General features: G+C 52.5%; 29 protein-coding genes and 1 tRNA gene. 18 read left to right on the forward strand and 12 right to left on the reverse strand.

The window, feature by feature from the left end:
* Nucleotides 1–92 precede the first annotated feature (92 nt).
* Together rraB and miaE are read left to right on the forward strand one after the other, a co-directional pair.
* Nucleotides 93–515, forward strand: a complete 423-nt coding sequence (gene rraB, locus O3S68_RS21380) for a ribonuclease E inhibitor RraB (protein ID WP_017459078.1) — start codon at nt 93–95, stop codon at nt 513–515.
* A 45-nt stretch (nt 516–560) separates the two neighbouring features.
* On the forward strand, nt 561–1319 hold the full coding sequence (miaE, locus tag O3S68_RS21385) for a tRNA isopentenyl-2-thiomethyl-A-37 hydroxylase MiaE (protein WP_269232417.1): 759 nt from the start codon (nt 561–563) through the stop codon (nt 1317–1319).
* A gap of 20 nt (nt 1320–1339) precedes the next feature.
* Here the strand turns inward: miaE and O3S68_RS21390 are convergent, their stop codons facing one another.
* Nucleotides 1340–1843 carry a GNAT family N-acetyltransferase gene (locus O3S68_RS21390; protein ID WP_020456315.1) on the reverse strand — a complete coding sequence of 168 codons (504 nt, stop codon included), beginning with the start codon at nt 1841–1843 and terminating at the stop codon, nt 1340–1342.
* 196 nt (nt 1844–2039) lie between these two features.
* Between O3S68_RS21390 and O3S68_RS21395 the strand changes: the two genes are divergently transcribed.
* Nucleotides 2040–3242, forward strand: a complete 1203-nt coding sequence (locus O3S68_RS21395; RefSeq protein WP_269232418.1) for a YjgN family protein — start codon at nt 2040–2042, stop codon at nt 3240–3242.
* 95 nt (nt 3243–3337) lie between these two features.
* Here the strand turns inward: O3S68_RS21395 and O3S68_RS21400 are convergent, their stop codons facing one another.
* The 3 genes from O3S68_RS21400 to pepA form a co-directional block, all read right to left on the reverse strand.
* Entirely contained in the window at nt 3338–6193 is a 2856-nt protein-coding gene (locus tag O3S68_RS21400; RefSeq protein WP_097406645.1) for a valine--tRNA ligase, read from the reverse strand.
* Nucleotides 6193–6636: a DNA polymerase III subunit chi gene (holC, locus tag O3S68_RS21405; RefSeq protein ID WP_020456318.1), complete on the reverse strand. Its 444-nt coding sequence runs from the start codon at nt 6634–6636 to the stop codon at nt 6193–6195. Before holC ends, O3S68_RS21400 begins: the two co-directional genes overlap by 1 nt.
* Before the next feature lie 315 nt (nt 6637–6951).
* A complete protein-coding gene (gene pepA / locus O3S68_RS21410; protein ID WP_269232419.1) occupies nt 6952–8463 on the reverse strand; it encodes a leucyl aminopeptidase in 1512 nt (503 codons plus the stop codon).
* Nucleotides 8464–8616: 153 nt separating this feature from the next.
* Between pepA and O3S68_RS21415 the strand changes: the two genes are divergently transcribed.
* The 5 genes from O3S68_RS21415 to O3S68_RS21435 all read left to right on the forward strand — a co-directional run bounded on the left by O3S68_RS21415 (nt 8617) and on the right by O3S68_RS21435 (nt 13177).
* A complete protein-coding gene (locus tag O3S68_RS21415) occupies nt 8617–8667 on the forward strand; it encodes a hypothetical protein (protein ID WP_216848985.1) in 51 nt (16 codons plus the stop codon).
* 63 nt (nt 8668–8730) lie between these two features.
* Complete coding sequence (gene lptF / locus O3S68_RS21420) at nt 8731–9831, forward strand: LPS export ABC transporter permease LptF (protein ID WP_020456319.1); 1101 nt, start codon at nt 8731–8733, stop codon at nt 9829–9831.
* Complete coding sequence (lptG, locus tag O3S68_RS21425) at nt 9831–10913, forward strand: LPS export ABC transporter permease LptG (RefSeq protein ID WP_017459070.1); 1083 nt, start codon at nt 9831–9833, stop codon at nt 10911–10913. The genes lptF and lptG overlap by 1 nt, the downstream gene beginning before the upstream one ends.
* Nucleotides 10914–10970: 57 nt before the next feature.
* A complete protein-coding gene (locus O3S68_RS21430) occupies nt 10971–11453 on the forward strand; it encodes a hypothetical protein (RefSeq protein ID WP_160271281.1) in 483 nt (160 codons plus the stop codon).
* 86 nt (nt 11454–11539) lie between these two features.
* The gene (locus O3S68_RS21435; protein ID WP_269232420.1) at nt 11540–13177 is read left to right on the forward strand and encodes a dihydroxyacetone kinase subunit DhaK; all 1638 of its coding nucleotides are present in this window, start codon (nt 11540–11542) and stop codon (nt 13175–13177) included.
* Between the two features lie 191 nt (nt 13178–13368).
* Here O3S68_RS21435 and ahr read toward each other — a convergent pair whose 3' ends face one another.
* Nucleotides 13369–14388, reverse strand: a complete 1020-nt coding sequence (gene ahr / locus O3S68_RS21440; RefSeq protein ID WP_020456322.1) for an NADPH-dependent aldehyde reductase Ahr — start codon at nt 14386–14388, stop codon at nt 13369–13371.
* A gap of 238 nt (nt 14389–14626) precedes the next feature.
* Here ahr and O3S68_RS21445 point away from each other — a divergent pair, with 238 nt between their 5' ends.
* From O3S68_RS21445 to O3S68_RS21480, 8 genes are all read left to right on the forward strand, one after another.
* Complete coding sequence (locus O3S68_RS21445) at nt 14627–15079, forward strand: lysozyme (protein ID WP_020456323.1); 453 nt, start codon at nt 14627–14629, stop codon at nt 15077–15079.
* A 135-nt stretch (nt 15080–15214) separates the two neighbouring features.
* Nucleotides 15215–15850 (forward strand): DUF2589 domain-containing protein, encoded by a 636-nt coding sequence (locus O3S68_RS21450; protein ID WP_045513580.1) that lies wholly within the window; start codon nt 15215–15217, stop codon nt 15848–15850.
* Nucleotides 15851–15907: 57 nt separating this feature from the next.
* Complete coding sequence (locus tag O3S68_RS21455; RefSeq protein ID WP_020456324.1) at nt 15908–16591, forward strand: DUF2589 domain-containing protein; 684 nt, start codon at nt 15908–15910, stop codon at nt 16589–16591.
* Complete coding sequence (locus O3S68_RS21460) at nt 16584–17039, forward strand: lysozyme (RefSeq protein WP_269232421.1); 456 nt, start codon at nt 16584–16586, stop codon at nt 17037–17039. Before O3S68_RS21455 ends, O3S68_RS21460 begins: the two co-directional genes overlap by 8 nt.
* Nucleotides 17040–17055: 16 nt before the next feature.
* Nucleotides 17056–17529 (forward strand): ribonuclease domain-containing protein, encoded by a 474-nt coding sequence (locus O3S68_RS21465; RefSeq protein WP_045513584.1) that lies wholly within the window; start codon nt 17056–17058, stop codon nt 17527–17529.
* Nucleotides 17530–17585: 56 nt separating this feature from the next.
* On the forward strand, nt 17586–17996 hold the full coding sequence (locus O3S68_RS21470) for a hypothetical protein (protein WP_045513587.1): 411 nt from the start codon (nt 17586–17588) through the stop codon (nt 17994–17996).
* The gene (locus O3S68_RS21475) at nt 17993–18409 is read left to right on the forward strand and encodes a hypothetical protein (RefSeq protein WP_269232422.1); all 417 of its coding nucleotides are present in this window, start codon (nt 17993–17995) and stop codon (nt 18407–18409) included. The genes O3S68_RS21470 and O3S68_RS21475 overlap by 4 nt, the downstream gene beginning before the upstream one ends.
* Before the next feature lie 159 nt (nt 18410–18568).
* Nucleotides 18569–19096, forward strand: coding sequence for an RNase A-like domain-containing protein (locus O3S68_RS21480; protein ID WP_020456329.1), 528 nt, complete (start codon nt 18569–18571; stop codon nt 19094–19096).
* 96 nt (nt 19097–19192) lie between these two features.
* On the opposite strand, the gene O3S68_RS21485 is transcribed toward O3S68_RS21480, so the two are convergent.
* Complete coding sequence (locus O3S68_RS21485; protein WP_045513596.1) at nt 19193–19792, reverse strand: response regulator transcription factor; 600 nt, start codon at nt 19790–19792, stop codon at nt 19193–19195.
* 572 nt (nt 19793–20364) lie between these two features.
* Between O3S68_RS21485 and O3S68_RS21490 the strand changes: the two genes are divergently transcribed.
* Nucleotides 20365–20449, forward strand: a tRNA-Leu gene (locus O3S68_RS21490).
* 164 nt (nt 20450–20613) lie between these two features.
* Nucleotides 20614–21873, forward strand: a complete 1260-nt coding sequence (locus O3S68_RS21495; RefSeq protein WP_269232423.1) for a tyrosine-type recombinase/integrase — start codon at nt 20614–20616, stop codon at nt 21871–21873.
* A gap of 54 nt (nt 21874–21927) precedes the next feature.
* Here O3S68_RS21495 and O3S68_RS21500 read toward each other — a convergent pair whose 3' ends face one another.
* From O3S68_RS21500 to O3S68_RS21520, 6 genes are all read right to left on the reverse strand, one after another.
* On the reverse strand, nt 21928–23592 hold the full coding sequence (locus O3S68_RS21500) for a DUF2326 domain-containing protein (protein WP_331275955.1): 1665 nt from the start codon (nt 23590–23592) through the stop codon (nt 21928–21930).
* Between the two features lie 34 nt (nt 23593–23626).
* Nucleotides 23627–23869 (reverse strand): ABC-three component system middle component 6, encoded by a 243-nt coding sequence (locus O3S68_RS24230; RefSeq protein ID WP_331275956.1) that lies wholly within the window; start codon nt 23867–23869, stop codon nt 23627–23629.
* On the reverse strand, nt 23863–24864 hold the full coding sequence (locus O3S68_RS21505; protein WP_269232425.1) for an SMEK domain-containing protein: 1002 nt from the start codon (nt 24862–24864) through the stop codon (nt 23863–23865). The genes O3S68_RS24230 and O3S68_RS21505 overlap by 7 nt, the downstream gene beginning before the upstream one ends.
* Nucleotides 24865–25187: 323 nt before the next feature.
* Nucleotides 25188–25604, reverse strand: a complete 417-nt coding sequence (locus tag O3S68_RS21510) for a phage polarity suppression protein (RefSeq protein ID WP_269232426.1) — start codon at nt 25602–25604, stop codon at nt 25188–25190.
* Complete coding sequence (locus tag O3S68_RS21515) at nt 25601–25807, reverse strand: ogr/Delta-like zinc finger family protein (protein ID WP_269232427.1); 207 nt, start codon at nt 25805–25807, stop codon at nt 25601–25603. Before O3S68_RS21515 ends, O3S68_RS21510 begins: the two co-directional genes overlap by 4 nt.
* 3 nt (nt 25808–25810) lie before the next feature.
* Complete coding sequence (locus tag O3S68_RS21520; protein ID WP_269232428.1) at nt 25811–26608, reverse strand: capsid protein; 798 nt, start codon at nt 26606–26608, stop codon at nt 25811–25813.
* Nucleotides 26609–26868: the final 260 nt, after the last annotated feature.

The raw sequence follows: 26868 nt of genomic DNA on the forward strand, positions 1-26868 counted from the left end.
CCCCGGGATATAAATCTTTTCGGCGAGGAGTGGAGGCAATGCCAGCGGTGTGTGACAATAAGTGTATCTGCCACATTGATGAGGAACGAGCCATGGCGAACCCGGAACACCTGGAAGAACAGCGCGAAGAGACGCGTTTGATTATTGAAGAACTGCTCGAAGACGGCAGCGATCCTGATGCGCTGTATACCATTGAGCATCACCTGTCGGCAGATGATTTCGAAACGCTGGAAAAAGCCGCTGTTGAAGCCTTTAAACTGGGCTACGAAGTAACAGAGCCGGAAGAGCTGGAACTGGACGAAGGCGAAGTGGTTATTTGCTGCGATGTGCTGAGCGAAAGCGCGCTGAACGCTGATTTGATCGACGCGCAAGTTGAACAGCTGCTTAACCTGGCTGAGAAATTCGATGTGGAATACGACGGTTGGGGAACCTACTACGAAGACCCGAACGGCGAAGAGGGTGACGATGATGACGAGGATTACGTCGACGAAGAAGATGACGGTGTTCGTCACTGAGTAAATATTGCGGCAGCGCTCGCTGCCGCAATGCAAGGAACCACAATGGATTACCCGCAAATACTCTCCCCGGTTTTAAACTTTCTGCACTGCCCGACACCGCAATCCTGGCTGGACAAAGCACGCGATCCATCAATGCTGCCGCTGCTGCTTACCGATCATATGGTGTGCGAACTGAAAGCGGCGCAAACCGCCATGCTGCTGGTGCGCCGTTATGTGGCGGATAAAAGCGGGTCGGACGCGCTACTGGCGTGGCTGAAACCCTATGAAGAATTTACCTTTCGCGAAGGACCGGAGCCGGATTTTGTCGCGCTGCATAAGCAGATTGGCAAAAGTGTGATGCCACAAACGGACGATGCCTGGGGCCAGGCGCTGATTGACAGCATGGTGCTGTTGATCAAAGAGGAGTTGCACCACTTTTGGCAGGTGCGGGAAGCGATGCTCGCCCGTAACATTCCCTACGTGAAAATTACCGCCAGCCGTTATGCGAAAGGGATACTAAAAGAGGTTCGCACGCATGAACCGCTGACATTGGTCGATAAGTTAATCTGCGGTGCCTATATCGAAGCGCGTTCCTGCGAGCGTTTTGCTGCACTGGCGCCGTGGCTTGACGATGACTTGCAGAAATTTTACCTGTCGTTGCTGCGTTCAGAAGCGCGCCATTATCAGGATTACCTGGCGCTGGCGCAGCAGATTTCGACTACGGATATCAGCCCGCGCGTACGCCATTTCGGCGAAGTGGAAGCGGCGCTTATCTCCACACCGGATGCGGAGTTTCGTTTTCACAGCGGCGTACCGGTGTAAAACGCCGGTACGCGTTGGCGTCACAGCGTTTTCAGCATCCGCACTTCACAGTCTACGTGACCGGTGCAGCCGAGCGGGCCGTCGATATGCTCAAAACCAAGGTGCTCATAAAGCCCAATGGCATCGGTCAGAAATGCGGTGGTTTCCAGATAACAACGGCTAAAGCCCTGCGCGCGGGCATGTTCCAGCGCCATCAGCGCCAGTTTCTTCGCCAGCCCTTGCCCACGCGCGCTGGGCAGGAAATACATCTTTTGCAGTTCGCAGATATCCGGCTCGCTACATTTCAGCGGCGCGACGCCGCCGCCGCCCACGACTTCGCCGTTTTGCTCCACCACCCAATAGGCGCAACCCGGTCGGTTATAAAGCTGATAGAGCTCATCCAGTTCGGGGTCGGCAACGGTGTAGCCTTTATCGGCAGTGAGGCCATATTCCGCAGATACCTGGCGGATCACAGATGCGATTGCTGCGTTGTCGGCGGCAGCAATCCGGCGCATTTTTACCTCTACCGGCGCGGTCACATTCATCTCTGCACTCTGTTTTCGGGGTTATAAGCTGATCCTGCTTAATACCACTACAGGGGCGTTCTGGCAAGACCAGGAATATTGGGCGCTATTTTTTTGACCGGCAGCTATTTAGACTTAATAGTGGAGATAACCATTTCGCAATATTGTTATGGTTGACTGCCTTTTTCCTGGCTTCTTTTTTTCGATAAGGATTGTTATGACTCCCGAAACTCATGGTTCCGTGGCGGTTCCCGTGCGCCGTTTTCTCTTTCAGGGCAGCGGGAAAGGCTATTTAGTGGTTTGGCTGGTTAATATTTTACTGACCTTAATAACGCTGGGGTTATATTTGCCGTGGGCGTTAGTGCGCGCGCGTCGTTATTTTTATGAGAATACTGAACTTAGCGGTGCGCGTTTTTCTTATCACGCGACCGGGCGTTCTATTTTTGTCGGCTGGCTCTGCCTGCTGGTGCTGTATGTGATTTTCTTTATTAACGTGGCCTACCAGAACGTGCTGTTACAGCTCTGTATGATGGGGCTGTTCCTGATTTTCTTCCCGTGGTTGATTACTCAGGGCCTGCGTTATCAAATGCTGATGACAGAGATTAACGGTGTGCGTTTTAATTTCTACGCCAGTCCGTTGCGTGCCTGGTGGGTGATGATGGGATGCCCGTTGCTGGTTATTATCGCCTCGGTGGTGGTGTTCTCCCTCTTTGTGACGTCTGCATTAAGTAGCGGCTCATATGGCGCTATTTCTGTGATAATTGGTATCGGTACATTGGTATTGCTGCTGGGGATTGCCATTATGCAGGGCGTATATGTTGCGCAATGGTTTGGCATGCTGATTAATAATTTGCAGTACGGCAAACTGAAATTCTCCGCTGAAATTTCAATGAAAAAATGCATCACCATTGTGGTGCTATCGATGCTGCTGTTTGTACCGTTTATTTTGCTGGTAATGGTACTGGTTATGCCGTCACTGATGACTCTGCAAGAGAATGCCTACGCAGCAGGTGGCGATCCGGAACAATTAGCGATGATGATGGGGCCGATTTACGGCAAATTGGTGCTGAGCTATTTGATCTATATTGCCGGGGCGATTGTCTGCTTCCTTTTCGCGTTTGTGAAACTGCGCGCCTATATTTACGGGCAACTTGCGCTGGAAGGGAACATTCGTTTCTCCTCGACGGTGGCGATGGGGCGTATGTTCTGGATTTCCATTACCAATATGCTGGTGTGTGGCGTCACGCTGTTCCTGGCATGGCCGTGGGCGAAAGTGCGTATGACCCGTTATTTGCTGGAAAATACCCATGTTCATGGTGACCTGGAAGCGCTGCCGCTGGAAGACCATGGTGTGCAGCCCGCAAAAGATCCGGCGAACCTGCTGGCTCGCGGTTTGTCGTTCTACCCGGCGGTACTGTAATTCGGGAAAACTTGCCGGATGGCGGTGACGCCTTATCTGGCCTGCAAAATAAAAAAGCCGGGCAGCGATGCCCGGCTTTTTCTTATGCTCGGTGATTACAGCGCGGCGATAACCGCCTGCTGCTCAATCAGCTTCGCTTTCGCTTCCGCATAGCCATCCAGCTTCTCGCGCTCTTTGGCAATTACCGCTTCCGGCGCGCGCGCCACGAAACCTTCGTTGCCCAGTTTGCTTTCGATGCGGCCAATTTCCTGCTCAACTTTCGCCACTTCTTTCGCCAGACGCGCCAGCTCCGCCTCTTTGTCGATAAGACCCAGCATCGGGATCAGCAGCTCTGCGCCATCAACGATTTTGGTTACCGAAACCGGGCCTTTATCGTCGGCAGGCAGAATGGTAATGCTCTCCAGACGCGCCAGCGTTTGCAGGAAGCTCAGGTTGTCGTTCACACGGCGCTTCGCGTCCTCGCTCGCGCTACGCAGCAGCAGCTCCAGCGGTTTACCCGGCGCGATGTTCATTTCGGCGCGAATGTTACGTACCGCGATGATCGCCTGCTTCAGCCACTCGGTGTCTGCCAGCGCTTTCTCATCCACCTGCGCCGCGTCGTACTGCGGGAACGGCTGCAGCATGATGGTGTCGGCGGTAATGCCTTTCAGCACTTTCACGCGCTGCCAGATGGTTTCAGTGATAAACGGAATGATCGGATGCGCAAGGCGCAGCAGACCTTCCAGCACGGTGACCAGCGTGTTGCGGGTACCGCGCAGTTCCGCTTCAGTACCACCGTTCATTACCGGTTTGGTCAGCTCCAGATACCAGTCGCAGAACTGATTCCAGGTGAACTCATACAAAATGCCTGCGGCGATATCGAAGCGGAAGTTATCCAGCGCCTCACGGTAGGCTTTGATGGTCTGGTTGAATTCCGCGAGGATCCAGCGGTCTGCCAGCGACAGCACCATTTCGCCGCCGTTGAAGCCGCAATCCTGATCTTCGGTGTTCATCAGTACAAAGCGGCTGGCGTTCCACAGCTTGTTACAGAAGTTACGGTAACCTTCCAGGCGCTTCATATCCCAGTTGATGTCACGACCGGTAGAAGCCAGCGCCGCGAGGGTGAAGCGCAGGGCGTCGGTGCCGTGCGGTTCAATGCCGTCCGGGAACTGTTTCTCGGTGCGCTTGCGGATTTTCTCCGCCAACTGCGGCTGCATCATGTTACCGGTGCGTTTTTCCAGCAGATCCGCCAGCGAAATACCGTCAACCATATCCAGCGGGTCAATGACGTTGCCCTTGGATTTGGACATCTTCTGGCCTTCGTCGTCGCGGATAAGTCCGGTCATATAGACCGTTTTAAACGGCACCTGCGGCTTGCCATTTTCATCTTTGATGAAGTGCATGGTCATCATGATCATGCGCGCAATCCAGAAGAAGATGATGTCGAAGCCAGAAACCATCACGCTGGTCGGGTGGAACTGGCGCAGCGCGTCGGTGTTTTCCGGCCAGCCGAGGGTTGAGAAGGTCCACAGCGCGGAGGAGAACCAGGTATCCAGCACGTCATCGTCCTGGCGCAGGGCAACATCGGCGGCCAGATTGTTTTCCTGGCGCACTTCCTCTTCGTTGCGGCCAACATAAACGTTGCCATCGTTGTCGTACCACGCCGGAATACGGTGGCCCCACCACAACTGGCGGGAGATACACCAGTCCTGAATGTCGCGCATCCAGGAGAAATACATGTTTTCGTACTGTTTCGGCACGAACTGGATATCGCCGTTTTCCACCGCTTCTACCGCCGGTTTCGCCAGCACATCCGCACGGACGTACCACTGGTCGGTGAGCATCGGTTCGATAACCACGCCGCCGCGATCGCCGTACGGAACGGTCAGGTCGTGCGGTTTGATCTCTTCCAGCAGGCCAAGCGCGTCCACCGCCGCGACAATCGCTTTACGCGCGGCAAAACGCTCCAGCTTCTGGAACTCTGCCGGGATATCCGCCGGGTAAACGTCGGATTCATTGCCGTTGGTGTCGTACACTTGTGCGCTTTCACGGATATCGCCGTCAAAGGTCAGGATGTTGATCATCGGCAGCTTGTGGCGACGGCCGACTTCATAGTCGTTAAAGTCGTGCGCCGGGGTGATTTTCACGCAGCCGGTGCCTTTTTCCATGTCGGCGTGTTCGTCGCCGACAATCGGAATACGGCGGTTGACCAGCGGCAGCACCACGAATTTGCCAATCAGATCTTTGTAGCGCGGATCTTCCGGGTTCACCGCCACGCCGGTATCACCGAGCAGGGTTTCCGGACGCGTAGTGGCAACTACCAGATAATCTTTACCGTCGGCGGTTTTCGCGCCGTCAGCCAGCGGGTAGCGGATATGCCACATTGAGCCTTTCGACTCGCGGTTTTCCACTTCCAGATCGGAAATCGCCGTGCGCAGTTTCGGGTCCCAGTTCACCAGGCGTTTGCCGCGGTAAATCAGGTCTTCTTTATACAGGCGGACAAACACTTCTTTTACGGCGTTAGAAAGGCCTTCGTCCATGGTGAAGCGCTCGCGCTCCCAGTCCACGGAGTTGCCGAGACGGCGCATCTGGTTGGTGATGGTGCCGCCCGATTCCGCCTTCCACTGCCAGATTTTGTCGATAAAGGCGTCACGGCCGTAGTCGTGGCGGGTTTTACCTTCTTCCGCGGCAATTTTACGCTCCACCACCATCTGGGTCGCGATACCGGCGTGGTCGGTACCGACCTGCCACAGGGTGTTTTTTCCCTGCATGCGCTGGTAACGGATCATGGTATCCATGATGGTCTGCTGGAAGGCGTGGCCCATATGCAAACTGCCGGTGACGTTCGGCGGCGGGATCATGATGCAGAAGCTTTCCTGGCTTTCATCACCGTTCGGTTTGAAATAGCCCTGCTTTTCCCACTGCTCGTACAGCGGCTGTTCGATATCTTTGGGGTTGTATGTCTTTTCCATTATTTCCAGGTTGCCGTGTTCAGGTTGAAACCAGCCATGCGGTACGCTTTATAGCGTTCGCGCGCCAGTTGTTTCAGAGAATCTTCGTGAGGAACGAAGTCTATCACTTCTGTGAAAGCGGTGGCAAAATCTGCAAATTCCGCGCGCAGGCTGATCAAAATATCGCGCGGGCTGCTGTTGCGTTTTTGGGGCCAGGCCAGCTCCACTGGCGCACCGCCGCGAGGTCCTTCGCCTGCCAGGTTGTGCGGGACAAAGCTCTCCGCCGGGCGCGCCCACAGCGCTTCATCCAGACGAATAGCTTGTTGTTCATCGGCACAGGCAATCAGCACGCGTTTACCGTTACGCCAACGTTCTGCGGCAATTTCACACACCAGTTGTTCGACGGCGCTTAAGCCATCCTGTTGGGTATCATTGTCCAGAAGGTAGAACGTCGCATTTTTCATATATGGGGCTTTTGGTTGAGGATTTAAACGCTATTGCTGTCGGTCTTTCACGCTGCCTCTTTGTTGGCTGCGAATAGTCTGCCCATCCCCGGGCCTCGCCCTCAAGGGGCCGCTACAGGCAGCGTTCAAATCTGCTCCCGGCAGATTTGTGGCGCACCCCGGTCACATAGTTATCTATGCTGCCGGGGATTTGCTCAGTTGCCGCCGCGATGCAACGCGAAATCCATTGGGTATTGAATTCAGCATTGCTGAGGCTCCAGGCCGGATAAGGCGTAGCCGCCATCCGGCAAACACAGCTATCCGGCCTTATGAGGCTTACTCTTCGCCGTTAAACCCGGCGCGGTTCAGCAGGAACTGCGATAGCAACGCCACCGGACGACCGGTTGCGCCTTTGGCTTTACCGGAACGCCATGCAGTACCGGCGATGTCCAGGTGCGCCCAGTTATACTTACGGGCAAAGCGAGAAAGGAAGCAGCCAGCGGTGATTGCCCCGCCGGGACGGCCGCCAATGTTCGCCATATCCGCGAAGTTAGATTCCAGTTGTTCCTGGTACTCATCGGCCATCGGCAAACGCCACGCGCGATCGCCCGCCTGCTCGGACGCGCCAATCAGTTCGTGCGCCAGCGGGTTGTGGTTCGACAGCAGTCCGGTGATGTGGTGGCCGAGCGCAATCACACACGCACCGGTCAATGTCGCGACATCGATTACCGCTTCCGGCTCGAAACGCTCAACGTAAGTCAGCACGTCGCACAGTACCAGACGGCCTTCTGCATCGGTGTTCAGCACTTCTACCGTCTGGCCGGACATAGTGGTCAGCACGTCGCCCGGACGATAAGCGCGCCCGCCAGGCATGTTTTCACAGCCAGCAAGCACGCCAATTACGTTGATCGGCAGTTGCAGTTCAGCAACCATGCGCATCACGCCATACACCGCCGCGGCGCCGCACATGTCGTACTTCATCTCATCCATGCCTTCAGCAGGCTTGATGGAGATACCGCCGGAGTCAAAAGTCAGGCCTTTACCGACCAGCACGATTGGACGCGTGTCTTCGGCCGGGTTGCCTTTGTATTCAATCACCGACATCAGCGATTCGTTTTGCGAACCCTGGCCGACCGCGAGGTACGAGTGCATGCCCAGTTCGCGCATCTGCTGCTCGCCAATCACGCGGGTCACCACATTTTTGCTGTAGGTGTCAGCTAACTGGCGCGCCTGAGAAGCGAGGTAGCCCGCGTTACAGATATTTGGCGGCATATTGCCGAGATCTTTCGCCGCTTTGATACCGGCGGCAATCGCCAGACCGTGCTGAATGGCGCGCTCGCCGCTGGTCAGCTCGCGGCGGGTCGGCACGTTGAACACCATTTTACGCAGCGGGCGGCGCGGCTCGCTTTTGTTGGTTTTCAGCTGGTCGAAGCTGTAAAGGGTCTCTTTCGCGGTCTCAACGGCCTGGCGTACTTTCCAGTAAGTATTCCGCCCTTTTACATGCAGTTCGGTCAGGAAGCAGACGGCTTCCATTGAGCCGGTATCATTCAGCGTGTTAATGGTTTTTTGAATCACCTGCTTATACTGGCGCTCGTCCAGTTCACGCTCTTTACCACAGCCAATCAGTAAAATACGTTCGGAGAGGACATTCGGTACGTGGTGCAGCAACAACGTCTGCCCCGGCTTGCCTTCCAGTTCCCCGCGACGCAGCAGCGCACTGATGTAGCCGTCACTGATTTTATCGAGTTGCTCGGCGATCGGAGAGAGCCGGCGCGGTTCAAAGACGCCCACAACGATGCAGGCACTCCGCTGTTTCTCCGGGCTACCGCTTTTTACACTGAACTCCATGCACTACGCTCCTGAATCTTAAAGACAACGGCGGCGGCTACGGATAGAATTGCAAGCTTTCGTAACTCGTGTCCGCTGTTGCGGTGACTTCGTGTTAATCTTAATGTTACTTCGGTTTCGGCACGTCAAAATCGGGTCTTACGCGCGTATCCGCTGAGTATATTAATCTTAGCGATCATTTCGACGACTCAAGAGAATAAATGACGTTTAAGCCATGAAACAAGCTATTTTCCAGCAAAAACACTGGTTTTTACGGGCGTATTTAAAGTGATAATCATAAGATATCTGGTACGGGAGACGCTAAAAAGCCAGCTTGCGATCCTATTCATCCTGCTTCTGATTTTCTTTTGTCAGAAACTGGTCAGGATTTTAGGCGCAGCCGCTGATGGCGAAATCCCGACGAACCTCGTGCTCTCACTGCTGGGGCTGGGCGTGCCGGAAATGGCGCAGCTTATCCTGCCGTTGAGTCTGTTCCTCGGTCTGTTGATGACGCTGGGCAAACTTTATACCGAAAGTGAAATCACCGTGATGCACGCCTGCGGCCTGAGCCGCGCGGTGTTGGTGAAAGCGGCGATGATCCTCGCGTTATTCACCGGCATTGTCGCTGCGGTCAACGTTATGTGGGCGGGCCCGTGGTCTTCCCGCCATCAGGATCAGGTGCTTGCCGACGCGAAAGCGAACCCCGGCATGGCGGCGCTGGCACAAGGGCAATTCCAGCAGGCGACGGATGGCAATTCGGTGCTGTTTATCGAAGGCGTTGAGGGCAAAAACTTCAAGAATGTCTTCCTGGCGCAGATTCGTACTAAAGGTTCCGCCCGTCCATCAGTCGTCGTGGCGGATTCCGGCCATCTCTCGCAGCACAAAGATGGCTCTCAGGTGGTGACGCTCAATACTGGTACCCGTTTTGAAGGCACCGCTATGCTGCGCGATTTCCGCATCACCGATTTCCAGAACTATCAGGCGATTATTGGTCACCAGGCGGTGGCGCTCGATCCGTCAGATACCGAGCAGATGGACATGCGCACGCTATTTAAAACCGATACGCCGCGCGCGCGCGCCGAACTGCACTGGCGCTTAACGCTGGTGTTTACGGTCGTTATGATGGCGCTGATGGTAGTGCCGCTGAGCGTGGTCAACCCGCGTCAGGGCCGCGTACTGTCGATGCTCCCCGCCATGCTGCTTTATCTGGTCTTCTTCCTGCTGCAAACCACGCTGCGCTCGAACGGTGCGAAAGGCAAACTCGATCCGTTGGTGTGGATGTGGCTGGTAAACCTGGCCTATTTAGCGCTGGCTGTGGTGCTGAACTTGTGGGATACGGTGCCAATGCGCCGGGTTCGCGCCCGTTTTACGCGTAAAGGAGCGCTATAATGCAGGCTTTTGGCGTACTTGACCGCTATATCGGTAAAACCATTTTCACCACCATCATGATGACGCTGTTCATGCTGGTGTCGCTCTCCGGCATTATCAAGTTTGTCGATCAGCTGAAAAAAGCAGGCCAGGGGAGCTATGACGCGCTGGGCGCCGGGATGTACACCATTCTCAGCATCCCGAAAGATATTCAGATCTTCTTCCCGATGGCGGCGTTGCTTGGCGCGCTGTTAGGGCTGGGCATGCTGGCGCAGCGCAGTGAGCTGGTGGTCATGCAGGCTTCCGGCTACACCCGCATGCAGGTGGCGCTGTCGGTAATGAAAACCGCTATTCCGCTGGTGCTGCTGACCATGGCGATTGGCGAGTGGGTCGCGCCGCAGGGTGAGCAAATGGCGCGTAACCAGCGTGCGCAGTCGATGTATGGCGGCTCGCTGCTCTCCACGCAGTCAGGTTTGTGGGCGAAAGATGGTAATAACTTTATCTATATTGAGCGTGTAAAAGGCGACGATGAACTCGGCGGCGTGAGCATTTATGCCTTCAATAAAGAGCGTCGTTTGCAGTCGGTGCGTTATGCCGCGTCGGCGAAGTTCGATCCGCAGGAGAAACTCTGGCGACTGTCGCAGGTTGATGAATCTAACCTGACGGACCCGAAACAAGTTACCGGTGCGCAAACCGTGAGTGGCACCTGGAAAACGAACCTGACGCCGGACAAACTTGGCGTGGTGGCGCTGGATCCGGACGCGCTCTCGATCAGCGGTTTGCACAACTACGTGAAGTACCTCAAATCGAGTGGCCAGGATTCCGGGCGCTACCAGCTCAATATGTGGAGCAAAATCTTCCAGCCGCTGTCCGTGGCGGTGATGATGCTGATGGCGCTGTCGTTTATCTTCGGGCCGCTGCGTAGCGTGGCGATGGGCGTACGTGTTGTCACCGGCATCAGTTTCGGCTTTGTCTTCTACGTGCTGGATCAGATTTTCGGCCCGTTGACGCTGGTGTACGGCATCCCGCCAGTCGTCGGCGCGCTGTTGCCGAGCGCCAGCTTTTTCCTCATTAGCCTGTGGTTGATGACGCGAAAAAGCTAGTTGATACCTGAAAAGAGAGGCTGAGGCCTCTCTTCTTTTTTCTGCAAGGAGCACCGCATGTTGATACGCGCAGCAACGCATCTCTCAGCCATGATTGTCTCTTGTTTGTTGAGTACGCTGGTTACCATAGCAATGCTTGGCGCGCAGTGGGCGCTTTCCATGCTCAGCGATAGTGCGGTGCTGGTACTTGAACTGCTGGTGGCCATTATTGCGCTGAGCCTGGTACGCTGGCTGATCCAGCGAGCGGATGCGCTGGCGCAGCAGGTTGGCACCGTGCGACGCGGTTCGCCGCAAGAGTCGCAGGCAGACCGGGTGCTCGCCCGTTTTAGCGCGGCGGAAAACACGCTGAGCAGTCTGTGGGTCGTTTTTTCACTTCCGGCCATCGCCGGGTTCTTTCTGCTGGATTCGCATATTGCCAGGTATTTGCACGCTGCGTTGCTGGTACTGGCGATTATCGGCGCGATTGTGCTGGGCAACCGTCTCGACACGCTGCGCAACCTGCGCGGATACGCGGTGGATTTTGGTCGCAAAGCACCGTAAAACCCATTCAGTAAAATCTGTTCTTTACCCCGTCCCGCACCGCGCGGGCTATGCTTGAGGAACGATTCACAACTTTTTGGAATATTATGTCCAGATTCTTTTTCAATGACCGCAAACAGCTGGTCAATGATGCCATTGAAGGTTTGGTAATTTCTGCACCACACGGCAACCTCGTTCGACTTGATATCGATCCCGCTATTCGTATTGTGGCCCGCGCCGACTGGGATAAAAGCCGCGTCGCGGTGATTTCCGGCGGTGGTTCCGGGCATGAACCGGCGCATGCCGGTTTTGTCGGCAAAGGGATGCTCACCGCCGCCGTCTGTGGTGATGTCTTCGCTTCGCCAAGCGTGGATGCGGTGCTGAACGCGATTGTGGCAGTCACCGGCGATCGCGGCTGTCTGCTGATCGTGAAGAACTACACCGGCGACCGGCTGAACTTCGGCCTCGCGGCAGAGAAAGCCAAGCGCTACGGCCTGAAGGTGGAAATGGTGATTGTCGCAGACGACATCGCCCTGCCAGACAACAAGCAGCCGCGCGGCATCGCTGGTACAGCGCTGGTGCATAAGATTGCGGGTCATGCTGCGGAACACGGTAAGTCACTGAGCGAAGTGCGCGATATCGCCCAGCAGGCCAGCGACAACGTTTTCAGCCTCGGGCTGGCGATGGAGACCTGCAACCTGCCGGGCGGCGATAGCGAAGAGGGGCGCATTCAGCACGGGAAAGTCGAGCTGGGGCTGGGGATCCACGGCGAACCTGGCGCGACCACTGTTGATACGCACAACAGCAAGGAGCTTATCGATACGCTGGTTAAACCGCTAAAAGCGGCGGTAGGTGACGATCGGGTGGCGGTGCTGATTAACAACCTCGGCGGCGTCTCGGCGCTGGAAATGGCGCTGCTGACTAAAGAACTGGCGCACTCAGCCTTTAAAGAGCAAATCGCCTATCTGATTGGCCCCGCGCCGCTGGTCAGTTCACTGGATATGAAAGGGTTTTCGCTATCCGTCTTGCGCCTGAATGACACTTTCGAGCAGGCGATTTGCGCCGATGTGCAGACCGTAGGCTGGCAGAAACCGGTGCCGTTCGCGCCGATGAAAACCCAGCCACACAGCGCGGTGTATGACGGACTGGAGATTGAACCATCCGACAACCCGCAGGTGAAAGCGCTGGTCAGTACGGCGGTGAATACGTTGATTGGCCTGGAAAATCGGCTTAACGCGCTGGATGCGAAGGTAGGCGATGGCGATACTGGTTCCACCTTTGCTGAAGGGGCGCGGGAAATCAAACAGTTGCTGGAGCAGAATGCTCTGCCGTTGAACAACACCTCGCAACTGCTGCAACTGGTTGGCGAGCGGCTGGCGACAGTGATGGGCGGTTCCAGCGGCGTGCTGATGTCGATTTTCTTCACCGCCGCAGGTCAGGCCGTACACAACGGTACGCCGTTGCCGGCAGCGTTACTGCTGGGGCTGAAGCAGATGAAACATTACGGCGGTGCGGATCTCGGCGATCGGACACTGATCGACGCGCTGCAACCGGCGCTTGAAGCGCTACGCGATAGCGGGCTGGATGCCGCGGTCGCTGCGGCTAAAACTGGTGCGGACAGCACGGCGACAATGCAAAAAGCGGGGGCCGGGCGCTCATCGTATGTGAACAGCGAAAATCTCGACGGGGTAACCGATCCGGGTGCTGTCGCGATTGCGGAAGTGTTTGCTGCTATTAGCAGGTAAAACCCGCCTTGCTGGAAAGCGGCTTTGATTTCGCTTTTGAAGGGTATCCCGAAAACCGTAAAAGAACCGCCAGCCAGGCCAGTCAGAAGTCAAACCAAAGACATTAAGGTAACCCAAATTCTGGCACTGGTCGCGTTAACAAGACGGGTTAGAGCAATCAAAAAGCCCGGCAATAGCCAGGCTTTTTCACATCAGAAATCCGCTTTTAACACCACGCGGTAACGGGCTTTGCCGTCGCGCACGTGCTGCAACGCTTCGTTAATCTGCGACATCGGGAACATCTCCGTCGTCGGTGCCACTTTCGCGCGTCCGGCGAATTTCATCAGCTTACGCAGTTCATACGGTGTGCCGGTTGCGGAGCCGGAAACGCTGCGATCGCCTGCGATCAGCGTAAAGGCCGGGACTTCGAGCGGCTTCAGCACCGCGCCAACGGTGTGAAAATGCCCGCCGTGGGTGAGTGCCTCAAAGTAGGGCTGCCAGTTCAGATCAACGTTTACCGTGTTGATGATCAGATCGTACTGACCCGCCAGCGCTTTCAGCGCATCCGCATCGCGGCTGTTCACCACGTAATCGGCCCCCATAATACGCACTTCTGCCTCTTTCGCCGGGTTCGAGCTAAACGCCGTCACTTCGCAGCCCATCGCGTGCAGCAGTTTAATAGCGATATGGCCCAGCCCGCCGATACCGATCACGCCAACGCGGCTGGTGGCGGTGATGTTGTGCATCAGCAGCGGTTTAAACACGGTAATGCCGCCACATAACAGCGGGCCGGCGGTTTCGATATCAATGCTGTCCGGCAGCGGGATCACCCATTGCCAGTCGGCGCGCAGTTTATCGGCAAAGCCACCGCGGTTGAGAATGGTTGGCACCGCGCCTTCCTGGCAGTTGATCTGATTGCCATCAATACAGGCATCACAGTGCCCACAACTGCGCGCCGTCCAGCCGATGCCCACGCGTTGTCCGATTTTCAGACCTTTATTTTGTGCCGCGCTGCCCAGATCCACCACGCGGCCAATCACTTCATGCCCGGCGACCAGCGGATACTGGGAGAAGCCCCATTCGTTATCGATCATCGAGAGATCCGAATGGCAGATCCCGCAGTAATCCACCTGCACTTCCACATCTTCCGCCGCCAGTGGGCCAGCGTCATACTCCTGCAGCTCCAGGGCGGCGCCAGCCTGCGGTGCGGCGTAACTTTTAATGATGCTCATCACGGATTCCTTTGATTTAGAGGGAGACGCATGAAGTGTAGGGCATTGGCAGGCTCTGCGGCAGCTTGCGGGTGTACATACCGCCCGTTTCGTTAATGTATGGCGGTGTATGGCACGCCGCAGGCCGCTATTTTCGGATTTTCCATACGGCTATTTTGGCGCGGTGACTTTGCAACACGATGTGTCCGAACCATCCTCAAAAGGTGCTGTACCCACCCACAAACCCGGAGCAACCACCATGGTGAATCAACCGCAAAGTACAGGCGCTGGCGGCCTGGCGCTAATTAAATCTTTTGAAGGGCTTAGGCTGGAAAAATACAAAGATGCCGTGGGTAAGTGGACCATTGGCTACGGACATTTGATCTTACCGAATGAAAACTTCTCCCACCCGATTACCGAAGCCGAGGCCGAAGCGCTCCTGCGTACCGATCTGCTGATGACCGAGCGCGGGGTACACAAAGCCGTGACGGTGGATCTCAATCAGAACCAGTTTGATGCGCTGGTGGCATTTACCTTTAACCTTGGCGCAGGCAATTTGCAGAGCTCGACGCTGCTTAAACTGCTCAACCAGGGGGAGTACGCACAGGCGGCAGACCAGTTTCTGCGCTGGAACAAAGCGGGCGGTAAAGTGCTGGCCGGGCTGACAAGGCGGCGTGAAGCCGAGCGCGCGCTGTTTTTAAAACCTGTTTAACCGGGCACGTGTCTTAGGCCATTTTCCCCGTTTTTTACCGCCATCCAGCCAATATTTTCAGCCTCTTCGCTCTATTACTGTGGGTTTGCGAATTCGCAACGCGATGTTTTCGTATAACCCACAGGAGTATGCATTATGGATTCACAATTTATTGGATCGGTCATTAATGCACTGCCGCTGGAGCACATGATTGGCGGCCCACTGCAGGCAATGATCAAAGCGCAGGTGCAGGCGAGTAAAGCGTACGCCGACTTCCTGCTCTCGGTGTGTATCAAGGACGGTAAGGCGGAGTCGGTGCAGTTTGACTACGACGAAACCGTGGTGGATGACAAGGGCGTTATCCAGGGCGTGGTGAAAAAGACCATGCGCATCCCGCTGCTGGCGGCCATTTCCCACCCTAACATCAGCATCGAAGAGGGCACCATCGACTTCGAGCTGGAAGTCTCCCAGAGCGAAGCCAGCAGCAGCCAGACCGAAGCGGAAGCCTCGCTGGAAGCGTCTGTTGGCTGGGGGCCGTTCAGCGTGAAAATCACCGGTCGCGTCTCTCACAAAGCCCAGCAAACCCGCTCCAGCGATACCCGTGCGAAGTACAGCATCCATACCCAGGTTAAACGTCAGCCACCGCCGGAAGCTCTGATGCGCGTGATTGATTTCCTGACGGATGCCGCAACACGCCCGGCTATCCTGCCGTCAGAGGCGAAAAAGCTGGAATCGAAACAGCTTGATGCCTACCCCGAAACGCCTGCCACAGCGGAAAAAGCGCCGGCGTAATTCTCGCTATCTCCACCCTGAGGCTGCCTGGCAGCCTCATTTCTCACGGAGCGCACTATGTCAATGAAAGACTGGCTTCGCGGCAACCGTGGCGCGGCACCGAAGGCGGATTCCCCCGCGCCGCAGCCTGCGCCGGAGGAGGGGGCCGGGCTGCCACCTGCCGATCCGCCACCCGACGATATCGCCGGATTACCGCCTGCCGATCCACCACAGGATCCGCCCCCGTCTCCGGGCGACGGTACGCCACCTTCTGCTTCGGGTGTGACGCTGGCCGATATCACCCGCGGCATGCAGCATGCGGCCTCGGCGGCAAACCAGCTTATTGCGCACCAGTACATGCAGGCGCTGGATCCTTTTTTTGAACACAGCGACGACGGGCGGCTGGTGCCGAAGATCATCGAAATGGCACTTGATGATCGCCACCACTTTGAGTTGCCGCTGGTAGCGCTCGCGACGCCGCGCGGGCTGATGCTCGAGAAAATGAAAGTGTTTCTTACCGTGCGTACCGACGCGGTGGAACAGCAGAGCGCAATGTCCGGCACGCCTGACGACGCGGTCAGCCGTTTTCACGTCAGCATGTCGCCGCCGAGCCATGGAAGCAGCGGGCGCGACAGCGGGCATGTGGATATCGAAATGCAGTTCACCGTGCTGGAGCCGCCGGAGAGCGTGCTGCGGCTTATCGAAGAGTACACCCGACAAGTTCTTCCTCAAGTAACCGACAGGAGCGATGACAATGGCTAATCAACCCCTGAGCACCGGCGTTGCCGGGCTGACGCTGATTAAATCTTTCGAAGGGCTAAGCCTTGAGAAGTACCGCGACGCGGTAGGCAAATGGACCATCGGCTACGGGCATTTGATTTTGCCCAATGAAAACTTCCCCCAGGCGCTGAGCAAAGTGGAGGCGGAAGATCTGTTGCGCGCCGATCTCGGGATGACCGAACGCGGCATCCACAAGTATGTGACGGTGGATCTTAACCAGAACCAGTTCGACGCGCTGGTCGCCTTCGCCTTTAACGTCGGGCTTGGCAACCTGCAGAACTCAACGCTGCTGCGCCTGCTCAACCAGGGCCAGTATCAGGAGGCGGCCGATCAACTGCCGCGCTGGAATAAAGCTGGCGGCAAGATTCTGGCGGGGCTGACGCGCCGACGTGACGCCGAACGCGCGCTGTTTCTGGCACCGATTAACTGAGCCCAGGAGTGAAGAGATGAAACGATATCTGCCGATAGTCACCTTTGTCGGTCTGCTGCTAACGCAGCCCGCGTGGGCAGAATTGCCGCAGTGCAGCGCGGTGGTGCAGGCGGCTAATCAAGAGTTAGCAAAACTGAATAAGAAAACCGTTCAGGATGACAAAAAACTGACGGCTCTGCTCAAAACCCTGAACCGCGATGACGTGCTGCCAGCCGATTACGTCACGCGCGATCAGGCCATCAAACTGGGCTGGAGCGGCAAGGCGGAGGACTCGCTATGGAGCGTGTGGGCGCTGAACAAGAAGCAGTTGGGCGGCGACCCGTGGAGCGGTAAACCGCTGCCGGGCAAAGGCAAGTGGTACAGCGCGGATATCGATAGCGTGCGTGGTCTGCGCAGTAACAAGCACCTGATTTACAGCCCGGAAAGCGCGACGCGTTATCTCACTACAGATAACGACGCCACAACCGTCACGCTTCCTCCTTGCCAGTAGTCGCTATTGCGGCCTCATCCCATTCGTTGAGGCCGCCTGTTCAGGAGGGAAATACGATGGCCGCAGATGGGCTGCAATTGCTAAGCCAGGGGCTGGCCGCGCTCGCCGGATTGTTCGGCGGGCTGAGCGTGTCGTTTTTCTGGCAGCCGAAAAAACTGCATCAACACGGGCGCCTGGCCGCCGGGATCATCATTGGCGCGATTAGCGTGAGCACCACTTTCACGCTCGGCGGGTTTATTGCCCGCTGGCTCGGGATGAACTTTAAAGACAGCGATATCGCCATGGGGATCGGCTATTTTGTGGGCGCGATAAGCGTTGGCATGATTGCCTGGCTGGCCAACTTCTTTAACCGCCGCGAAGGGCATGACATTTTACAGGTGGCCGGTGAGTTAAAACGCGCAGCTCGCGGCGTGAAAGCCGCACCGCGTCGCCGTGCGCCGCGACGCAAACCAGGGGAACCATCATGACGCTTAAACTCCTTTTTTGGGCCATCACGCTGGTGGATGTGGCGATTGCGGTGATCATTTTTATTAGCGCCCTTAGCAGCCGTATGCTTGATATTCCACTGTGGTATCGCATTGGGCTTTTAATTACGGCGTTCGGTTTTACCGTGCAGGGCTGTTTGAATTTACCCTACCTGTTGTTTAACGTGATATTAATGGCTCAGGAGTTACCTTTCTGGATCTTAAAAGATGTAGGTATTGGGATAATCTCAATCTATTATTTTTGGCACACCATGCACAAAGATGATAAATCCAGCAAAGCACCGATACGTAAAAAAACGGCGGGAGTGAAAAAGACGCCGGTCGCTAAAAAAGTCCCTGTTGCTAAAAAAACACCAACCCCACGCGCACCACGTAAGAAGACGCCCGCCCAATAATTAACGCGGAGTAGTAAATTTGTTTTGCTGCTCCGTGAAGTGGCCCAGGCCATTTATCTCGTCTGCACTGGTCACCTGGCAAATATTCAGTAATACACTGCGGCGCTAATTTAATCCTGCGAATTCGCACTTCCTTTATTTCACTCGCAGGAGATGATTATGTCTGTAAACTCTGTTTTTTCACGTAAGGTTAAAACGCGCAGCATTATTTCTGTGGCTGCGGTATCACTATTTTGCTTTTCAACAGCGGCGATGGCAGTTAATGTTGGTCCGGCCTGTAACCTGCCCGGTGCGGGCCTGACTGCCGCGCAATGGGCGCAGAATCAGGATAACGCCGGCGGGCATATGACGACTTGCCATGTCGGTAAAGCCGACGCATGGCTGCAGCAGCGCACTGTTGCCAACCAGCCGGGATGCCCGCAAACGAATACCGCTTCGACATGGACGGATGCGAATGTGGCGTGGAATTCGATCGGTAACACCATTCAGGCGTTCTGTGCTGGCGCGGCCAACCATACCGCGGCGGTTAATTTCACCATTGCGCTGGGCGGGAATGGCACTGCGAACGTGGGCAGGGCGTATGGCAATGGGGCTTTTTATAATATCGCCAACGATCGCCACGCGTTTATCCGCTTAGTGAATAACGGTGGACAGTGGCGCGTACAAACAAGTTATCCAAGAAATTAAGTTAAACTACAGGAGCATTATGCCCACGCATAATGCTCCTTTTACGCTCAGGAAAACGAAAATAAGCTAACGTGAATCAAATAACGATAATCAGGACTACTCTTCCGAATACATCATCGCAGCCTGAGTGCGGTTATTCACATTCAGACGGCGGAAAATCGATTCCAGATGCGCTTTCACCGTGCCCGCGCTGATATTTAAATGGCGGCTAATTTGTTTATTTGACTCCCCGGCGGCCAGTAGTTTCAGGATTTCACGCTGGCGTTCACTCAGGCGGGCAAGCGCGCTCTGCCCGTTGTCCAGTAACGTAATGCTCTCCTGTGGCAGACAAAACATGCCAAGCGACGCGGTACGGAGCGTTTGCGCGATGGTTTCCGGGGGAGAATCACGCCTGATAAACGCCATGGCATGATGATTTAAAAAAAGCCGTAATAATGTCGGCTGACATTTATTCATCAGCATCACTACGGGGATATTCGGATGACGACAAGCTAAAATATCCAGCAATTCGAGGCTTGAGGTTTTATTACCATCGCCATCGAGCAGAATTAACGATGCCGGAAATTCATTAAGCGTATCATCAATATCTTTTTGATTATTCAGCCCACGAACTTTTACCTCCGGAATATATTGCGATAGTACTGATGCCATTCCTTCAATAAATATTGACTGCTTGTCAATCATGAGTACATGCATACATTATCTCCACGTAATAGCGTTCGCCATTGAGACTGGTAATCATCAAAGTATTCAATGAAATGCAAAAAAAGAAACAGGCTAATTGTCATAGGTCTTTTAACCGATATGACGGTTTAAACATTATTGGATGGTATAAAGTGATGAAAAAAATATTATATATGAAGAATGGTCGCATTGCTATTTTACGGATTGTTAGCAAGCTTTGTTTTTACAAATATCGGCAGAGTGGCGCGAACGTATATTTCGCTAGTCGGGTTATTTGCAAGACTGGCAGAAGAAGGGAGAAGGGAAGGTTGAAGTGCTGGCGGATTGTGATGTTGGAAGGGCAGGGGCTGATGTGGAATGTTCAACGATGGGTGCTGGAAGGATGAACGTTATGGATCGAAGGGGGCAGCGGGTAAGGGATTAAGAGGATAAAAGGGGGTTAAGGAGGAAAGGATTTATAAAGAGAGAGGCGACAGCTTGTAGAACGTTGATTTTTTCAGCACTTAGCGGCGTATGACAACATCGTGACTTGCATAGCCGCCCGCGGCAGGTATAATCCAACACGTTTCCGCATCCCCTTCAGTGCCGAAGTGGCGAAATCGGTAGACGCAGTTGATTCAAAATCAACCGTAGAAATACGTGCCGGTTCGAGTCCGGCCTTCGGCACCAAGACCTCTTCCAAGACCATCCGAGAAAGTCCATCAAACCCTTTAAAATCAAGGCATACAGCGGTTTTTGTATCCGGTGTTGTCCGAGCCCGTCCGTTGAAATCCAGGGGGCACTGGGGGCATAATTGGGGGCATCTTAACTTCGATTAGAAATGTGCCCCCAAAATGAAGCTCAACGCCAGACAGGTAGAGACCGCAAAGCCTAAAGACAAAAACTACAAAATGGCCGATGGCGGCGGTTTATATCTTGAGGTTTCGGCCAAGGGTTCTAAATACTGGCGCATGAAATACCGACGACCCTCTGATAAAAAAGAGGATCGCCTTGCTTTTGGTGTCTGGCCTACTGTTACGCTTGCTCAGGCTAGAACTAAGCGCGATGAAGCTAAAAAGCTGTTAGTACAGGGCATCGACCCAAAAGCTGAACAGAAGGAAGCCCAGGCCGAAAACGCTGGGGCATATACTTTTCAAACCATCGCCCTCGAATGGCATGCGAGCAATAAGCGCTGGAGCGAAGACCATCGATCGCGTGTTCTTCGTTACCTTGAACTGTATATCTTTCCTTATATTGGCTCGTCTGATATCCGGCAGCTTAAAACCAGCCACCTGCTTGCCCCGATCAAGAAAGTTGATGCCAGCGGTAAGCATGATGTCGCGCAGCGCCTGCAACAACGTGTCACGGCCATTATGCGCTATGCCGTACAGAATGATTACATCGACTCAAACCCGGCCAGTGACATGGCTGGCGCGTTATCAACTACCAAAGCGCGGCATTACCCGGCGTTACCTTCCAGCCGCTTCCCTGAATTTCTTGCTCGTCTTGCTGCATATCGTGGCCGGGTAATGACACGTATCGCGGTTGAGCTTTCCTTACTGACTTTTGTGCGCTCCAGTGAGTTACGTTTCGCGCGTTGGGATGAATTCGACTTCGATAAATCTCTTTGGCGTATACCAGCAAAACGAGAAGAAATTAAAGGTGTGCGTTACTCGTATCGTGGCATGAAAATGAAAGAGGAACATATTGTTCCTCTCAGCCGGCAGGCGATGGCTTTGTTACAGCAGCTCAAGCAAATTAGTGGCGATAAAGAGCTGCTGTTCCCTGGGGATCACGACGCAGCCAAAGTTATGAGTGAAAACACGGTCAATAGCGCATTGCGTGCTATGGGCTATGACACGAAAACCGAGGTTTGCGGGCACGGGTTTAGAACGATGGCGCGTGGTGCTATGGGCGAGTCAGGGTTATGGAGTGATGATGCGATAGAGCGGCAATTGAGCCATTCAGAACGTAATAATGTTAGGGCTGCATATATCCATACTTCCGAACATTTAGATGAGCGAAGACTAATGGTTCAATGGTGGGCTAATTATCTTGATATAAATAAAAGAGAGTATGTTACTCCTTATGATTTTGCGAAAAATAAAGAGTGATAATATTTATATTAATTTAGGGGGGGGGGAGTCCCCCCTTCCAAATCTATACGACTACTTTTCTTGATACTGTCGACCTAAAAATCTATGCGATTTCGTAAGGGTCACGCGCCTATATTCTTCAATATCTAATTTTAGTTCATCTTTTTCAATTTCTTTTAGCTTGTCTATATTTAATGTCAAAATGTACTGAGTATCTTCTAAACAGCTTGATTTGGATGATATATAGTTCAAGCTCTTTATTAATGTATCTGTGTCGACATCAAAAATGTTATCATGAATAAGCAGTTTCGGATGTTTAATAAATGTGTCATGTGTGAGTAATAATGACATGTCGTATATGAATACTTTCTCTCTTTCATTGCTGTGACTGCCATCATCAAAGATTCTTAAGTCAAAATCAACGACGTTGTTTTTATCATTTGCAGATATACTAAATGAGCACTTCCTATTTTCCATAACATAATCATGTATAGAGGATAGCGTGTCTTTGAACTCTGAAATAGTCGCGCTTTGGTTTGATATGTCTATTTCTAAGTCAACTATCTTGGCTGCTTTTTCAGCCTTTTTAGCTTTCGTTTTAAACTCGTAGTCATCGAATTTTTTTATGAATGAAGATAATTGCGAGAGTTCTTCAAGTTTTTTCTCATAAGCTAGGAATAGCGACTTAATATTTCGCAAATGGCCATTTTGTTTTATGATGGCTGTTTTTGAGTTTAGCTTTAAAGATATATCATTTATGGATGTTTCTATTTTTTCTATATCGAATAGAATCGAATCTTTTCGTGAGTCAATGAGTACCCTTTGGAAATTGTCAATTTTCTTTTTGAATCCTAAAACATCGCTAAGCTCTTTACCTATGTTATCGCCCAATCCGGCTTTAAGTTTGTTATATAATTCAATAACTTCATTTTCATCTATGTAATTATCACCAATCAGAGCCTGTATTTTATTTAACTCTGATTTTAATATGGCTTTTTTATTTCTCAAACTATCCAGACTATCTTCATAGCTAGCGATTTCATCGCGAACGAAATCAAAAGTTTTATCCCCCTCTAGCAAATCCATCTCTTGCTTGATAATTTTAACTTGATAATCTAGATCATTAACCTCTGATCTTGCGTTTGATATTTTCTTGCCGGATATAGTTTCTATATCAGCCTTGAGTTTTCTTTTGGCAATGCTCAGTTCTGAAATTGATTTGTTTATTTCTTTGATTTTTTTATAAAGCTCAATATTTATTCCAAAAAGGAAAAGATGTGGGGTGTAATCTGGAGGAATGCGTTCTTTAGTATCATAACAGTCAATGATAGATTTGAACTCCGAGCGCTCATCTCGAATTAATGGACCAAGAATATTTCGAAAGGTCGGATGGGATTTTGAATTCATATCTTCAAACATTAATATGGTTAGAAAGTGATTTACATCTTCAGTAGATGTAAAATCCTTCCTAACCCCATTAATAAATAATGTAGGAGTGTTTTCTGCTGCAATACTTCTTTTTGTTATAATATGGTTTTCATTAATAAAAAAATCTAAACATACGCGTATTTCTGTTGGGAAATCCGTGCTTGGGATTTTTGACAGACGACTACGTTTATAATCCTTCATTAGACCAAAGTTAATAAACTCTATAAGAAGGGATTTTCCGACGCCATTGGTTTTATTTGATGAGTCGTCCTTTTCACCTAATATTAGATTGATACCTTTCTTGAACACGATGGGCTCAAAAGAAGAAGGTTCACTGTAAAGTTTATTTATTCTTATCATTTTTTAAAACCACATAAGGTTCGTTAAAATCAATGAAATCTAGCGCGTATAAAAAAATCATTCCGTAGTATATAGAACGCACTCCGATTAATCTATTTTTTCTTAAGTTTCTTGCTAGCTCAAAGATGCTTATGCAATCTTTACCTTCAAGCAACTTTAATATGTATGAGCCTACTATCGGGGCTGATTTCTCTATGCGCTCGTCTTTTGAGAAAAGTTTTAGCATGGAGTTTTAACCTTATTTGGGAAAACATTACACCTAATCATATTGTCTATTAAATAATATTGTATTGCAGCGTCGTCATAGTCAATCCCATTAGAACTTAGGCGAGAGGCGTAATACTCTATCATTTTGTCTAAAGCTCTTACAGGATCACCATTACATTCATCTAATGCCGAGTTGCTAGCGCGCTTTAGATATGCCGAAAGCTTGTTGGTGTTTATTGTTCCAGAGTCATTTGAATTACTGATTTCGTTTAAAATACCTGCATATGTGCTAATCAAAGACATATAAATATCCATGAGGTATTCCGCATACTCTGAAAATCTTTTATTTATTTTACCATGAGGATCTGGTTCTTCTACAAAACCATTTCCGTTTAGAGGATGGTCGTCAGCACTCAGAATTTTAATCATTTCCAGAATTGTTGTGACTTCTTTTGGCGCTTTTTGTGAGGGTGTGTCAAAAATTTGAGATGATAAGTAGTCACAAATCTGTTGTATTTTAGAAGGAGACAAACTCATTATGACTTTAATCAAGTCAGTATAATCTAAAACATCTTTTGAAATAGATATTACAAATTTATCTCCGTAAGTTTGGGTTTGATATCTTTTCTTTTTAGTTAAGATTAAAACCATTAATCTGTCGATGTTTTTTATATTGTCTGTCTCTATAAATCCATCCACTGTTTTTTTGATTTTAGAAAAATCAGAAGTGGATGTGACTTGGATGGCAAGTCTATTTTTTACATCGATAAGGTCTATCGATTTAGCATTGGCATCAATAGTATTTAAATTTATAAGTGATACATCATATATGATATTTAGAAGTTCACAAAAAAAATACTCAGCATGTATATTTAAGTCTGTTAGATTTAGGCAGGTATTTAACTCAATTTTATACGCCAAAATTGCTAATTTAGTGCTTATTTTCTCAATGTTTTCTTTTCGCTGTAGCATGTCCTTGGCCTCAGTTGCACCTGCTAAGTACAAAGTGTGCATTATGTAGCCATATTAAATATGAGGGTTGATACATGCCAGTAAAATTTGTCAGAAAAAAACAATGTTTGGCACTTGGCGCGCAATGCTCTCCCCGCCACGCCTGCCCGCTTCACGGGGCGGTTTAAATGCAGGTGCATGGCCGGGCTCTGGCCGCGCCGGGATTGGCGCGGGCGGGCATGTGGCCGGTGCAGAAATAAATGCAGTTAAATGCAGCGTATGCATGCAGGGTATTTTATTAAATAATTAACGGTTTTTTTGGGGGATTTTTCAGGGGCGGGAAGGTGCGCCCGGCAGGAGGCTACCGGCGCGCATTTTTCGGGGATTTATTTTTGCTGGCTGTCCGTACGTGAGGCCGCATCCGGCCTCACGCCGACGGCATTTAATACCGCGCAGCCCTGCGCATGATTGATTTCGTTACCAGCGGCCAGCCATGATGCGAGGGCGTCGCACAGGTGATGTGTTGCCCGGTCTAGTGCCCGGTGTTGCAGGTACGCCGGGAGGCTGCGGATGTGTATCAGCTCGGGGGCCAGGATAGCGGTCAGCTCCGCGCCGTGCTGATGCATGAAATCACTGAGCCAGTGACGGATGCTAAGCGTCTGAACGGTCTCATGTGCACGGATATATTCCCTCGCGGCCTGTCGGGTTTGTTCCGTGGCGCAGGGCGTTTCCCTGCGGCTGAGCCACACGGCATGGTGTTGCAGGCAGGCATTAGCGGCCTGCGTCAGGGTATTTTCGGTCATGGTGTCTCTCCCGCGTTTAATACAGTCATGGCGTTTTCCGGTATGGCCGGCTGACGTATCACCCCGTCGAGCGTCTCGGAGGTGCGGAACGTGGCCGAACATTCAATACTGGTGCACTGGTGATAGCGCAGCTTGAGGTTTTCCGTCAAATAACGACTGGTACGGGCATGCGCAGGCTGGTGACAGAACGGGCAGTGAAACATGGCTCAGCCCTCCGCCTGCTTTTTCTTTTCGGCCAGTTGCGTGGCAAGCTGCGTACGCTTCAGCAGGCTTTTATACAGCGCCATGTCCAGGCCGGTCATCGGCGGGCGGTGCATGCCGAGCTGTGAGAAAACCGGCTCATTGTCCATGTCAAAGTTATAAAATTCTGCCTGCACCGCAACATGCAGGCGCAGCTCCTCAGCCAGAATGTCCGCCGGGCGGGCCACACCGTTCAGCTCCAGCGCACGCAGGCGCAGACAGAACGCCCGCACCAGTGCCGGGCTGATGTCCCGCATGGCCTCTGCCCACTCAGACTGGGCGCAGACGGTAAACGCCTTTGCATGCTCAGTGACATACGTTTTACCTGTCGTGCAGGCTTCCAGCATGGCGCGGGATTTGTCCGTCTCCAGTTCAGCAATCAGGCCGGTGAACTCCTCCGCCAGCTCACGACCGGCGATGTGTCTGCTGTGTCCGGCTTTGAGCTCCGGCGTCATGGTACCGCCGAGACTACGGAAACGCTCGCGCCAGCTCTTCTCTGCTGCGGCGCTTTCCTCAAGCGCGTTCTGCCGTTCCTTTTCGCTGCGGGTGATGGCTGCGCCGATATCGTTCAGTTTCATCATGCTGCCGGTGTGGGCGGCTTTTGCTTCTGCAAAGACCTTCAGGGCACGGCTGACAGCGGCGGCGTTATCCTCGCTGGCTTTTTTATGCACAGTATTAATAGCACCCTCGATAACGGCGCGGGAGGCACCGGTCTGCGTGCTGCCGATGGTTTTCATGATGGAGGTCATAAGTTCAGTTTTCATGGCGGGGCTCTCTGTGTTGTCAATGTAAGCGCATTCTGCCGCGCCCTGCACAACGAAACGACCGGTTGCAGTTGTGGCCGGGATGGCACAGAAAGCCGCTGAAAAAACCGGCTCGCCAGAAAGAGGTCGCAGTAAAACCCCTCTCCCTGTTTGTTTTTCTGTATTTAATTCTTCACACTGTTCACCAAGAATATAAAAAGTAAGTAATACAGTAAGTTAACGGGTGAATAGTTGAAGGTCTGACTGTTCACCCACTGTTC

This window comes from Kosakonia sp. SOY2 (assembly GCF_027109175.1).
Lineage (GTDB): Bacteria > Pseudomonadota > Gammaproteobacteria > Enterobacterales > Enterobacteriaceae > Kosakonia.

Excerpts from the sequence above, each read along its gene's own strand:
- O3S68_RS21470 (WP_045513587.1), top strand. The coding sequence starts at position 17,586 with ATGGCCGCAGATGGGCTGCAATTGCTAAGCCAGGGGCTGGCCGCGCTC.
- O3S68_RS21475 (WP_269232422.1), top strand. The coding sequence starts at position 17,993 with ATGACGCTTAAACTCCTTTTTTGGGCCATCACGCTGGTGGATGTGGCG.
- O3S68_RS21520 (WP_269232428.1), bottom strand. The coding sequence starts at position 26,608 with ATGAAAACTGAACTTATGACCTCCATCATGAAAACCATCGGCAGCACG.
- rraB (WP_017459078.1), top strand. The coding sequence starts at position 93 with ATGGCGAACCCGGAACACCTGGAAGAACAGCGCGAAGAGACGCGTTTG.
- lptG (WP_017459070.1), top strand. The coding sequence starts at position 9,831 with ATGCAGGCTTTTGGCGTACTTGACCGCTATATCGGTAAAACCATTTTC.
- O3S68_RS21460 (WP_269232421.1), top strand. The coding sequence starts at position 16,584 with ATGGCTAATCAACCCCTGAGCACCGGCGTTGCCGGGCTGACGCTGATT.
- O3S68_RS21430 (WP_160271281.1), top strand. The coding sequence starts at position 10,971 with ATGTTGATACGCGCAGCAACGCATCTCTCAGCCATGATTGTCTCTTGT.
- O3S68_RS21400 (WP_097406645.1), bottom strand. The coding sequence starts at position 6,193 with ATGGAAAAGACATACAACCCCAAAGATATCGAACAGCCGCTGTACGAG.
- O3S68_RS21485 (WP_045513596.1), bottom strand. The coding sequence starts at position 19,792 with ATGCATGTACTCATGATTGACAAGCAGTCAATATTTATTGAAGGAATG.
- O3S68_RS21445 (WP_020456323.1), top strand. The coding sequence starts at position 14,627 with ATGGTGAATCAACCGCAAAGTACAGGCGCTGGCGGCCTGGCGCTAATT.
- O3S68_RS21450 (WP_045513580.1), top strand. The coding sequence starts at position 15,215 with ATGGATTCACAATTTATTGGATCGGTCATTAATGCACTGCCGCTGGAG.
- O3S68_RS21480 (WP_020456329.1), top strand. The coding sequence starts at position 18,569 with ATGTCTGTAAACTCTGTTTTTTCACGTAAGGTTAAAACGCGCAGCATT.
- ahr (WP_020456322.1), bottom strand. The coding sequence starts at position 14,388 with ATGAGCATCATTAAAAGTTACGCCGCACCGCAGGCTGGCGCCGCCCTG.
- O3S68_RS21395 (WP_269232418.1), top strand. The coding sequence starts at position 2,040 with ATGACTCCCGAAACTCATGGTTCCGTGGCGGTTCCCGTGCGCCGTTTT.
- O3S68_RS24230 (WP_331275956.1), bottom strand. The coding sequence starts at position 23,869 with ATGCTAAAACTTTTCTCAAAAGACGAGCGCATAGAGAAATCAGCCCCG.
- O3S68_RS21435 (WP_269232420.1), top strand. The coding sequence starts at position 11,540 with ATGTCCAGATTCTTTTTCAATGACCGCAAACAGCTGGTCAATGATGCC.
- O3S68_RS21510 (WP_269232426.1), bottom strand. The coding sequence starts at position 25,604 with ATGACCGAAAATACCCTGACGCAGGCCGCTAATGCCTGCCTGCAACAC.
- holC (WP_020456318.1), bottom strand. The coding sequence starts at position 6,636 with ATGAAAAATGCGACGTTCTACCTTCTGGACAATGATACCCAACAGGAT.
- pepA (WP_269232419.1), bottom strand. The coding sequence starts at position 8,463 with ATGGAGTTCAGTGTAAAAAGCGGTAGCCCGGAGAAACAGCGGAGTGCC.
- O3S68_RS21515 (WP_269232427.1), bottom strand. The coding sequence starts at position 25,807 with ATGTTTCACTGCCCGTTCTGTCACCAGCCTGCGCATGCCCGTACCAGT.
- O3S68_RS21465 (WP_045513584.1), top strand. The coding sequence starts at position 17,056 with ATGAAACGATATCTGCCGATAGTCACCTTTGTCGGTCTGCTGCTAACG.
- O3S68_RS21455 (WP_020456324.1), top strand. The coding sequence starts at position 15,908 with ATGTCAATGAAAGACTGGCTTCGCGGCAACCGTGGCGCGGCACCGAAG.
- O3S68_RS21505 (WP_269232425.1), bottom strand. The coding sequence starts at position 24,864 with ATGCACACTTTGTACTTAGCAGGTGCAACTGAGGCCAAGGACATGCTA.
- miaE (WP_269232417.1), top strand. The coding sequence starts at position 561 with ATGGATTACCCGCAAATACTCTCCCCGGTTTTAAACTTTCTGCACTGC.
- O3S68_RS21495 (WP_269232423.1), top strand. The coding sequence starts at position 20,614 with ATGAAGCTCAACGCCAGACAGGTAGAGACCGCAAAGCCTAAAGACAAA.
- O3S68_RS21390 (WP_020456315.1), bottom strand. The coding sequence starts at position 1,843 with ATGAATGTGACCGCGCCGGTAGAGGTAAAAATGCGCCGGATTGCTGCC.